An 8,936-nucleotide genomic window follows, 5' to 3' on the forward strand; every position below is an offset into this window, starting at 1 on the left:
CTCGTAGAGTCTACTACGAACTACTGGGCGGACTCGTTCGACTTGAACGGGAAGCCGAGCGCCTTGAGCAGCGCGCGACCCTCGTCGTCGGTCTTGGCGGTGGTCACCACGGTGATGTCCATGCCGCGGACGCGGTCGATCTTGTCCTGGTCGATCTCGTGGAACACGGACTGCTCCGTGAGGCCGAACGTGTAGTTGCCGTTGCCGTCGAACTGCGCGTCCGAGAGGCCGCGGAAGTCGCGGATGCGGGGCAGCGCGAGCGAGAGCAGGCGGTCGAGGAACTCCCACATGCGGTCGCCGCGGAGCGTCACGTGGGCGCCAATGGGCTGGCCCTCGCGGAGCTTGAACTGGGCGATCGACTTGCGGGCCTTGGTGACCTGCGGCTTCTGGCCGGTGATGCGGGTGAGGTCGGCGATGGCGCCGTCGATGACCTTGCCGTCGCGCGCGGCCTCGCCGACACCCATGTTGACCACGATCTTCACGAGACCCGGCACCTGGTGCGGGTTGGCGTAGCCGTTCGCCTCGGTGAGGGACTTGGTGATCTCGTTCTTGTACTTCTGCTTGAGGCGCGGCTGGATCTTGCCAGCCGGCGCAGCAGTCGCGGTGTCAGTCATTACAGGTCCTTACCTGACTTCTTGGCGTAGCGGACGCGGACCGTCTTCTCGACGCCGTCCTTGGTGACCGTCTCGGTGCGGAAGCCCACGCGGGTCGGCTTCTTCGTCTCGGGGTCGACGAGCGCGACGTTCGACACGTGGATCGGGGCCTCGTGGGTCTCGATGCCGCCGGTCTTGGTGCCGCGCTGCGTCTGGCCGACGCGCACGTGCTTGGTGACGTAGTTCACGCCCTCCACGACGACGCGGTTCTGGTCGACGAGCACCTCGATGACCTTGCCCTGCTTGCCGCGGTCTCCGCCGCGGGCCTGGCTGCGGCCCGAGATGACCTGGACCAGGTCGCCCTTCTTGATGTTCGCCATGGTTACAGCACCTCCGGCGCCAGCGAGATGATCTTCATGAACTTCTTGTCGCGGAGCTCCCGGCCGACCGGCCCGAAGATGCGGGTGCCACGGGGGTCACCGTCGTTCTTGAGGATCACCGCGGCGTTCTCGTCGAACTTGATGTAGGAGCCGTCGGGACGACGGGTCTCCTTCACGGTGCGGACGACGACGGCCTTGACCACGTCGCCCTTCTTCACGTTGCCACCGGGGATGGCGTCCTTGACCGTGGCGACGATCACGTCGCCCAGGCCCGCGTACCGGCGGTTCGATCCGCCGAGCACGCGGATCGTGAGCAGCTCCTTGGCACCCGTGTTGTCGGCGACCTTGAGCCGGGATTCCTGCTGAATCACTTCGTACTCCTTCTGAGAGGCAAGCCCGGGGGCTTACTTGGCCTTCTCGACGATCTCGACGAGGCGCCACCGCTTGGTGGCGCTGAGCGGGCGGGTCTCGGAGATCACGACGAGGTCGCCGATACCGGCGGTGTTCTGCTCGTCGTGCGCCTTGACCTTGGACGTGCGGCGGATGACCTTGCCGTACAGCGGGTGCTTCACGCGGTCCTCGACCTCGACGACGATGGTCTTGTCCATCTTGTCGCTGACGACGTAGCCGCGACGGACCTTGCGGTAGCCGCGCGCGTCGGCGTCCCGGACGTCGTTCTCGGCGGACTCGTGGCCCTTCGTCTCCTTGGCGGTTGCCATGACTAGGCCTCCTTCGTCTCGGCCTCGGCTGCCTCATCGGCGGCCTTGGCCTTCTTGGTCTTCTTGGCGGGCGCGGCGGGTGCCTCGACCGGAGCCGGCGTCGCGCGGATGCCGAGCTCGCGCTCACGGATGACCGTGTAGATGCGGGCGATGTCGCGCTTGACGGCCTTGAGGCGGCCGTGGCTCTCGAGCTGGCCGGTGGCCGACTGGAAGCGCAGGTTGAACAGCTCCTCCTTGGCCTTCTTCAGCTCGTCGACGAGACGATCGTCCTCGAAGGTGTCGAGCTCGACGATAGCGAGCTCCTTGGAACCGACGGCCATTATGCGTCGCCCTCCTCGCGCTTGATGATGCGTGCCTTGAGGGGCAGCTTGTGGATGGCACGGGTCATGGCCTCGCGAGCGAGTTCCTCGGAGACGCCCGAGACCTCGAAGAGGACGCGACCCGGCTTGACGTTGGCGACCCACCACTCGGGCGAACCCTTACCGGAACCCATGCGGGTCTCGGCCGGCTTCTTCGTGAGCGGACGGTCGGGGTAGATGTTGATCCACACCTTGCCGCCGCGCTTGATGTGACGCGTCATCGCGATACGAGCGGACTCGATCTGACGGTTGGTCACGTACGCGGGGGTCAGGGCCTGGATGCCGAACTCGCCGAAGGAGACCTTCGTGCCGCCGGTGGCCTGGCCCGAACGGCCGGGGTGGTGCTGCTTGCGGTGCTTGACTCGACGGGGAATCAACATGGTTATGCCTCAACTCCTGCGGTCACCGGCTCCTGCGAACGCGGCGCACGGCGGGGACGGTCATTGCGGTCACGCGACGGCTTCTGCGAGGCCTGCTCGCGGGCGAGCTCCTTGTTGGTGATGTCGCCCTTGTAGATCCAGACCTTCACGCCGATGCGGCCGAAGGTGGTCTTGGCCTCGTAGAAGCCGTAGTCGATGTTCGCGCGGAGCGTGTGCAGGGGCACGCGGCCCTCGCGGTAGAACTCCGAGCGGCTCATCTCCGCGCCGCCGAGACGGCCCGACACCTGGATGCGGACGCCCTTGGCGCCGGCGCGCTGCGCGCCCTGCAGGCCCTTGCGCATCGCGCGGCGGAACGCCACGCGAGCGGAGAGCTGCTCGGCGATGCCCTGCGCGACGAGCTGGGCGTCGGCCTCGGGGTTCTTCACCTCGAGGATGTTGAGCTGGATCTGCTTGCCGGTGAGCTTCTCGAGGTCGGCGCGGATGCGCTCGGCCTCGGCGCCGCGGCGGCCGATCACGATGCCGGGACGCGCCGTGTGGATGTCCACTCGGACGCGGTCGCGGGTGCGCTCGATCTCGATGCGGGACACGCCCGCGCGATCGAGCGACGTCTGGAGCAGGCGACGGATCTTGACGTCCTCGGCGAGGTAGTCGGCGTAGCGCTGTCCGGGCTTCGTCGAGTCGGAGAACCACCGCGACACGTGGTCGGTGGTGATGCCGAGACGGAAGCCGTACGGGTTGACCTTCTGACCCATTACTTCGTACCCTCCTCGGGCGTGCCGAGCACGATGGTGATGTGGCTCGTGCGCTTGTTGATGCGGAAGGCACGGCCCTGCGCGCGCGGCTGGAATCGCTTGAGGGTCGTGCCCTCGTCGACGAACGCCGTCTTCACGTACAGGTCCTGCTCGTCCAGGTAGGTGTTCGTGGCGTCGGCCTTGACGCGAGCGTTCGCGATGGCCGAGGCGACGAGCTTGTACACCGGCTCGCTCGCACCCTGGGGGGCGAACTTCAGGATGGCGAGCGCCTCCTGAGCCTGCTTGCCGCGGATCAGGTTGACGACGCGGCGAGCCTTCATGGGGGTGACGCGGATGTGTCGCACGCGGGCGATCGACTCCACCATTTCTTCCTCCTTCACACCACCGCGACTAGCGGCGGCGGCCCTTCTTGTCGTCCTTCACGTGTCCACGGAAGGTGCGGGTGGGGGCGAACTCGCCGAGCTTGTGGCCCACCATGGTCTCGGTGACGAACACCGGGATGTGCTTGCGGCCGTCGTGCACGGCGATCGTGTGGCCGAGCATGGCCGGGATGATCATCGAGCGACGCGACCAGGTCTTGATGACGTTCTTGCTGCCGGCTTCGTTCTGCGTGACGACCTTGCGAAGCAGGTGCTCGTCGACGAAGGGGCCCTTCTTGAGACTGCGAGGCATCTTCTCTTACTCCTACTTGCGCTTCTTGCCGACGGTGCGACGACGGACGATGAGCTTGTCGCTCTCCTTGTTGGGGCGACGGGTGCGGCCCTCGGGCTGACCCCACGGGCTCACCGGGTGACGACCACCGGAGGTCTTGCCCTCACCACCACCGTGCGGGTGGTCGATCGGGTTCATCGCGACACCGCGGACGGTCGGGCGCACGCCCTTCCAGCGCTTGCGGCCGGCCTTGCCCCAGTTGATGTTCGACTGCTCGGCGTTGCCGACCTCGCCGACGGTCGCGCGGCAGCGCGCGTCGACGTTGCGGATCTCGCCCGACGGCAGGCGGAGCTGCGCGTAGGGGCCGTCCTTCGCGACCAGGCGGACGGAGGCGCCGGCCGAGCGCGCGAGCTTCGCGCCGCCACCGGGGCGCAGCTCGATGGCGTGCACGACGGTACCGGTCGGGATGTTGCGCAGCGGCAGGTTGTTGCCGGGCTTGATGTCGGCGTTGGGGCCCGACTCGATCGGGTCGCCCTGCTTGAGCTTGTCGGGGGCGATGATGTAGCGCTTGGTGCCGTCCACGAAGTGCAGCAGCGCGATGCGCGCGGTGCGGTTCGGGTCGTACTCGATGTGCGCGACCTTGGCGGGCACGCCGTCCTTGTCGTTGCGACGGAAGTCGATGACGCGGTACTGGCGCTTGTGGCCGCCGCCGACGTGGCGGGTGGTGATGCGGCCCTGGTTGTTGCGGCCACCGGACTTCGAGAGCGGGCGGAGCAGCGACTTCTCGGGCGTCGAGCGCGTGATCTCGGCGAAGTCGGCGACCGACGAACCGCGACGGCCCGGCGTCGTGGGCTTGTACTTGCGAATAGCCATAGTGAGTTTCCTCTGCTCCTTAGCCGACAGCCGTGAAGATGTCGATCGAGCCGGACTTGAGGGTGACGATCGCGCGCTTGGTGTCCTTGCGCTTGCCCATGCCGAAGCGGGTGCGACGCGTCTTGCCCTGGCGGTTCAGGGTGTTGATCGAGGCGACCTGGACGTTGAAGATCTTCTCGATCGCGAGCTTGATCTCGGTCTTGTTCGCGCGGGGGTCCACGATGAACGTGTACTTGCCCTCGTCGATCAGGTTGTAGCTCTTCTCCGAGACCACCGGCGCGATGATGATGTCGCGGGGGTCCTTGTTGTGCGCGGCGCTCATGCGGAGACCTCTTCCTTCTTCGCCTGCTTCGCGGCGATGAACGCCTCGAGCGCGGCCTTGCTGAAGACGATGTCGTCGGAGACGAGCACGTCGTAGGCGTTCAGCTGGTCGACCGGCAGCACGTGCACGGCCTCGATGTTGCGCACGGCGCGCTCCGAGAGCTCCTCGCCGCGCGCGAGCACGACCAGGTAGTGCTTGGCCGGCGCGATGCCCGCGAGCAGCGCCACGGCGTCCTTGGTCTTCGGGGCGTCGCCGGCGGCGAACGCCTCGACCGCGTGGATGCGGCCGCCGCGAGCGCGGTCGGAGAGCGCGCCCAGCAGGGCGGCGGCGATCATCTTCTTGGGGGTGCGCTGCGAGTAGTCGCGCGGCTGCGGGCCGTGGACGACGCCACCGCCGGTCATGTGCGGCGCGCGGATCGAGCCCTGGCGGGCGCGGCCCGTGCCCTTCTGCTTGAAGGGCTTGCGGCCGGCGCCGGAGACCTCGCCGCGGGTCTTGGTCTTGTGCGTGCCCTGGCGCGCGGCGGCGAGCTGGGCGACGACGACCTGGTGGATCAGCGGCACGTTGGTCTGCACGTCGAAGAGCTCGGCGGGCAGCTCGATCGAGCCGGACTTCTTGCCGGTGACGTCGAGGACGTCGATGGTGTCAACGGTCGCCATGTCAGGCTCCCTTCACAGCGTTGCGGACGAACACGAGACGGCCGCGCGCACCGGGGACGGCGCCCTTGACGAGCAGCAGGCCCTTCTCGGCGTCGACCGCGTGCACGCGGAGGTTCAGGACGGTGACGCGCTCGCCGCCCATGCGGCCGGCCATGCGCATGCCCTTGAAGACGCGGCTCGGGGTCGACGAGGCGCCGATCGAACCGGGCTTGCGGTGGTTGCGGTGGGCACCGTGCGAGGCGGAGACGCCCGCGAAGTTGTGGCGCTTCATGACACCGGCGAAGCCCTTGCCCTTGCTCGTGCCGACGACGTCGACGAGCTGGCCGGCCTCGAAGGTGCCGTCCACGGTGAGCTCCTGGCCGAGCGAGTACTCGGCGGCGTCGGCCGTGCGCACCTCGGTGACGTGGCGGCGCGGGGTCACGCCGGCGGCGTCGAAGTGGCCGGTGAGCGGCTTGGTGACCTTGCGCGGGTCGATGGCGCCCGCGGCGATCTGGACGGCCGAGTAGCCGTCCTTCTCGGCGGTGCGCAGCTGGGTGACCACGTTGGGGGCGATCTCGATGACGGTGACCGGGATGAGCTTGTTGTTCTCGTCCCACACCTGGGTCATGCCGAGCTTGGTGCCCAGCAGGCCCTTTACGTTCTTGGCAGTGGTGGACATGTCGTACCTCAGAGCTTGATCTCGATGTTGACGTCGGCCGGGAGGTCGAGACGCATGAGCGAGTCGACGGCCTTGGGCGTCGGGTCCACGATGTCGATCAGGCGCTTGTGGGTGCGCATCTCGAAGTGCTCGCGGCTGTCCTTGTACTTGTGCGGCGAGCGGATGACGCACACCACGTTCTTCTCGGTCGGAAGCGGCACGGGGCCGACGACCGTGGCGCCCGCGCGGGTCACCGTGTCGACGATCTTGCGCGCCGAGGTGTCGATGACCTCGTGGTCATACGACTTCAGTCGAATGCGGATCTTCTGTCCCGCCATTGCTGACTCTCTCTCTGTCAAGGCGTCTTACCCCTTCCGAGGGCATCGGACGCCGCGTAGCCACTTCGTGTGAAGCACCACTGTTCTTCTGTCAAAGGCCGGTGATCGAGCCTGTCGAAACCACCGCGCTGCGGTGACCTCGACACGCTCGACCTTCGAGCCCCAACCGGCCCCCGCGCTCGGGCGTGTCGCACTCGCGGAAACGGGCATGGGTGACCCATGCTCGAATCAGGTGTCGGTTGTGTGTTCTCCTGCCTGCGGCCTAGCCTGACCCGGACGGCTCCGTGGGAGGTTCCGGTGGCTATGCACTGCCTGGCAGTGATTCGAACGGCACGCAGCAGGGCACGCCGTTCGAAATGTTGAACTAGAAGAGTTTGCCATACGCGCAGGGTCCATGCAACCCGGGCGTGTCGCGCGCGCGGGTCTCCCCGCAACCTCCCAGTCAAGCGGATGCCGCGACGTCCGCGCACGTGATGGAATCGACCGACGGACCGACCGAGGGAGACGCCATGACCGACCAGACCACGGACCACGCCCACGCCGTGAGCGAGCGGATCGGACCGGGCAGCGTCTCGGTCGTCCGGACGGCGCCGCGGCGATACGAGGGCCTGAACGAGCGTGGTGCGACCGTGCAGATCGGGGGCACGGAGCTCGAGGGCGAGCACTTCACGCCCGGCGAGCTGCTGAAGCTCGCGCTCGCCGGCTGCGTCGCGCTGAGCGTCGACCGCGTCACCGCGCGCCGCCTCGGCGACGACTTCGCCATGACCGTCTGGGCGCACGGCCGCTCCGACGAGGAGTCCAACCGCTACCAGCACATCGAGGAGGAGGTCATCGTCGACCTGTCGGTGCTCGACCCGGCCGACCGCGACAAGCTCGTCGGCATCATGGGCCGCGCCATCGAGAAGGGCTGCACGGTCGGCCGCAGCGTCGAGGGCGCCATCGACGTCGACACCGACATCGACGGCACGCGCGTCGAGGCGCACTGACCGCGCCGGCCCCGGATACGACGAAGGGGCCGGGCCCGAGGGCCCGACCCCTTCAGAAGGTCGCGATCGCGAAGACTACTTGAGGATCTTCGTGACGGTACCGGCGCCGACCGTGCGGCCACCCTCGCGGATGGCGAAGCCGAGGCCCTCCTCCATGGCGATCGGCTGGATGAGCTCGACCGTCATGTCGGTGGTGTCGCCGGGCATGACCATCTCGGTGCCCTCGGGCAGCGTGATGACGCCGGTGACGTCGGTGGTGCGGAAGTAGAACTGCGGACGGTAGTTCGCGTAGAACGGGTTGTGACGCCCGCCCTCCTCCTTGGAGAGGATGTACGCGGTGCCCTCGAAGTTCGTGTGCGGGGTGACCGAGCCGGGGGCCACGACGACCTGGCCGCGCTCGACGTCCTCGCGCTTGGTGCCGCGGAGCAGGAGACCGCAGTTCTCGCCGGCCCAGGCCTCGTCGAGCTGCTTGTGGAACATCTCGATGCCCGTGACGGTGGTCTTCTGCGTCGGGCGGATGCCGACGATCTCGACCTCGGAGTTGATCTTCAGCGTGCCGCGCTCGGCGCGACCCGTGACGACCGTGCCACGACCGGTGATGGTGAAGACGTCCTCGATGGGCATGAGGAACGGCTTGTCCTTGTCGCGCACCGGGTCCGGGATCGACTCGTCCACGGCCTCCATGAGGTCGAGGATCGACTGCGTCCACTTCTCGTCGCCCTCGAGCGCCTTGAGGCCCGAGACGCGGACGACCGGAGCGTCGTCGCCGGGGAAGCCCTGCGAGGAGAGGAGCTCGCGCACCTCGAGCTCGACGAGCTCCAGGATCTCCTCGTCGTCGACCATGTCGGCCTTGTTCAGCGCGACGAGCAGGTAGGGCACGCCGACCTGCTTGGCGAGCAGCACGTGCTCGCGCGTCTGCGCCATGGGGCCGTCGGTCGCCGCGACCACGAGGATCGCGCCGTCCATCTGGGCCGCACCGGTGATCATGTTCTTGATGTAGTCGGCGTGACCCGGGGCGTCGACGTGCGCGTAGTGGCGCTTCGGCGTCTCGTACTCGACGTGCGAGATGTTGATCGTGATGCCGCGCTGGCGCTCCTCGGGAGCCGAGTCGATCGACGCGAAGTCGCGCTGCACGTTGGTGGCCGACGGGTACTTGTCGGCGAGCACCTTCGAGATCGCCGCGGTGAGCGTCGTCTTGCCGTGGTCGACGTGACCGATCGTACCGATGTTGACGTGCGGCTTGGTCCGCTCGAACTTGGCCTTAGCCACTGTGGGTCCTCCTCAGGATCC

General features: G+C 67.6%; 16 protein-coding genes. 1 reads left to right on the plus strand and 15 read right to left on the minus strand.

Going from position 1 to position 8,936, the window contains the following annotated elements; all coding sequences use genetic code 11:
- Positions 1-20: 20 nt before the first annotated feature.
- Genes rplE through rpsJ form a run of 14 tightly spaced genes read right to left on the minus strand, consistent with a single transcriptional unit; the run spans position 21 to position 6,660 of the window.
- The gene (rplE, locus tag JOD46_RS15930; protein ID WP_204395457.1) at positions 21-614 is read right to left on the minus strand and encodes a 50S ribosomal protein L5; all 594 of its coding nucleotides are present in this window, start codon (positions 612-614) and stop codon (positions 21-23) included.
- Positions 614-973: a 50S ribosomal protein L24 gene (gene rplX, locus JOD46_RS15935; protein ID WP_204395458.1), complete on the minus strand. Its 360-nt coding sequence runs from the start codon at positions 971-973 to the stop codon at positions 614-616. The genes rplE and rplX overlap by 1 nt, the downstream gene beginning before the upstream one ends.
- Before the next feature lie 2 nt (positions 974-975).
- Positions 976-1,344 (minus strand): 50S ribosomal protein L14, encoded by a 369-nt coding sequence (gene rplN / locus JOD46_RS15940; RefSeq protein ID WP_092668534.1) that lies wholly within the window; start codon positions 1,342-1,344, stop codon positions 976-978.
- A gap of 33 nt (positions 1,345-1,377) precedes the next feature.
- The gene (gene rpsQ, locus JOD46_RS15945; RefSeq protein ID WP_204395459.1) at positions 1,378-1,692 is read right to left on the minus strand and encodes a 30S ribosomal protein S17; all 315 of its coding nucleotides are present in this window, start codon (positions 1,690-1,692) and stop codon (positions 1,378-1,380) included.
- A gap of 2 nt (positions 1,693-1,694) precedes the next feature.
- A complete protein-coding gene (gene rpmC, locus JOD46_RS15950; protein ID WP_204395460.1) occupies positions 1,695-2,012 on the minus strand; it encodes a 50S ribosomal protein L29 in 318 nt (105 codons plus the stop codon).
- Positions 2,012-2,431: a 50S ribosomal protein L16 gene (gene rplP, locus JOD46_RS15955; RefSeq protein WP_055894786.1), complete on the minus strand. Its 420-nt coding sequence runs from the start codon at positions 2,429-2,431 to the stop codon at positions 2,012-2,014. The genes rpmC and rplP overlap by 1 nt, the downstream gene beginning before the upstream one ends.
- Before the next feature lie 2 nt (positions 2,432-2,433).
- Positions 2,434-3,183 carry a 30S ribosomal protein S3 gene (gene rpsC / locus JOD46_RS15960; protein ID WP_204395461.1) on the minus strand — a complete coding sequence of 250 codons (750 nt, stop codon included), beginning with the start codon at positions 3,181-3,183 and terminating at the stop codon, positions 2,434-2,436.
- A complete protein-coding gene (rplV, locus tag JOD46_RS15965; RefSeq protein WP_092668524.1) occupies positions 3,183-3,548 on the minus strand; it encodes a 50S ribosomal protein L22 in 366 nt (121 codons plus the stop codon). The genes rpsC and rplV overlap by 1 nt, the downstream gene beginning before the upstream one ends.
- 25 nt (positions 3,549-3,573) lie before the next feature.
- Positions 3,574-3,855 (minus strand): 30S ribosomal protein S19, encoded by a 282-nt coding sequence (gene rpsS, locus JOD46_RS15970; protein ID WP_204395462.1) that lies wholly within the window; start codon positions 3,853-3,855, stop codon positions 3,574-3,576.
- A 12-nt stretch (positions 3,856-3,867) separates the two neighbouring features.
- A complete protein-coding gene (rplB, locus tag JOD46_RS15975) occupies positions 3,868-4,707 on the minus strand; it encodes a 50S ribosomal protein L2 (protein WP_204395463.1) in 840 nt (279 codons plus the stop codon).
- 19 nt (positions 4,708-4,726) lie between these two features.
- Positions 4,727-5,029 (minus strand): 50S ribosomal protein L23, encoded by a 303-nt coding sequence (gene rplW / locus JOD46_RS15980; protein ID WP_204395464.1) that lies wholly within the window; start codon positions 5,027-5,029, stop codon positions 4,727-4,729.
- Positions 5,026-5,685, minus strand: coding sequence for a 50S ribosomal protein L4 (gene rplD / locus JOD46_RS15985; RefSeq protein ID WP_204395465.1), 660 nt, complete (start codon positions 5,683-5,685; stop codon positions 5,026-5,028). The genes rplW and rplD overlap by 4 nt, the downstream gene beginning before the upstream one ends.
- Position 5,686: 1 nt before the next feature.
- A complete protein-coding gene (gene rplC / locus JOD46_RS15990; protein ID WP_204395466.1) occupies positions 5,687-6,343 on the minus strand; it encodes a 50S ribosomal protein L3 in 657 nt (218 codons plus the stop codon).
- Positions 6,344-6,351: 8 nt separating this feature from the next.
- The gene (gene rpsJ, locus JOD46_RS15995) at positions 6,352-6,660 is read right to left on the minus strand and encodes a 30S ribosomal protein S10 (RefSeq protein WP_017201594.1); all 309 of its coding nucleotides are present in this window, start codon (positions 6,658-6,660) and stop codon (positions 6,352-6,354) included.
- Between the two features lie 509 nt (positions 6,661-7,169).
- On the opposite strand from rpsJ, the gene JOD46_RS16000 reads away from it, so the two are divergent.
- Complete coding sequence (locus JOD46_RS16000; protein WP_204395467.1) at positions 7,170-7,646, plus strand: OsmC family protein; 477 nt, start codon at positions 7,170-7,172, stop codon at positions 7,644-7,646.
- Positions 7,647-7,721: 75 nt separating this feature from the next.
- Here JOD46_RS16000 and tuf read toward each other — a convergent pair whose 3' ends face one another.
- Positions 7,722-8,915, minus strand: a complete 1,194-nt coding sequence (gene tuf / locus JOD46_RS16005) for an elongation factor Tu (protein ID WP_204395468.1) — start codon at positions 8,913-8,915, stop codon at positions 7,722-7,724.
- Between the last annotated feature and the right edge of the window lie 21 nt (positions 8,916-8,936).

This window comes from Agromyces aurantiacus (assembly GCF_016907355.1).
GTDB classification, from domain to species: domain Bacteria; phylum Actinomycetota; class Actinomycetes; order Actinomycetales; family Microbacteriaceae; genus Agromyces; species Agromyces aurantiacus.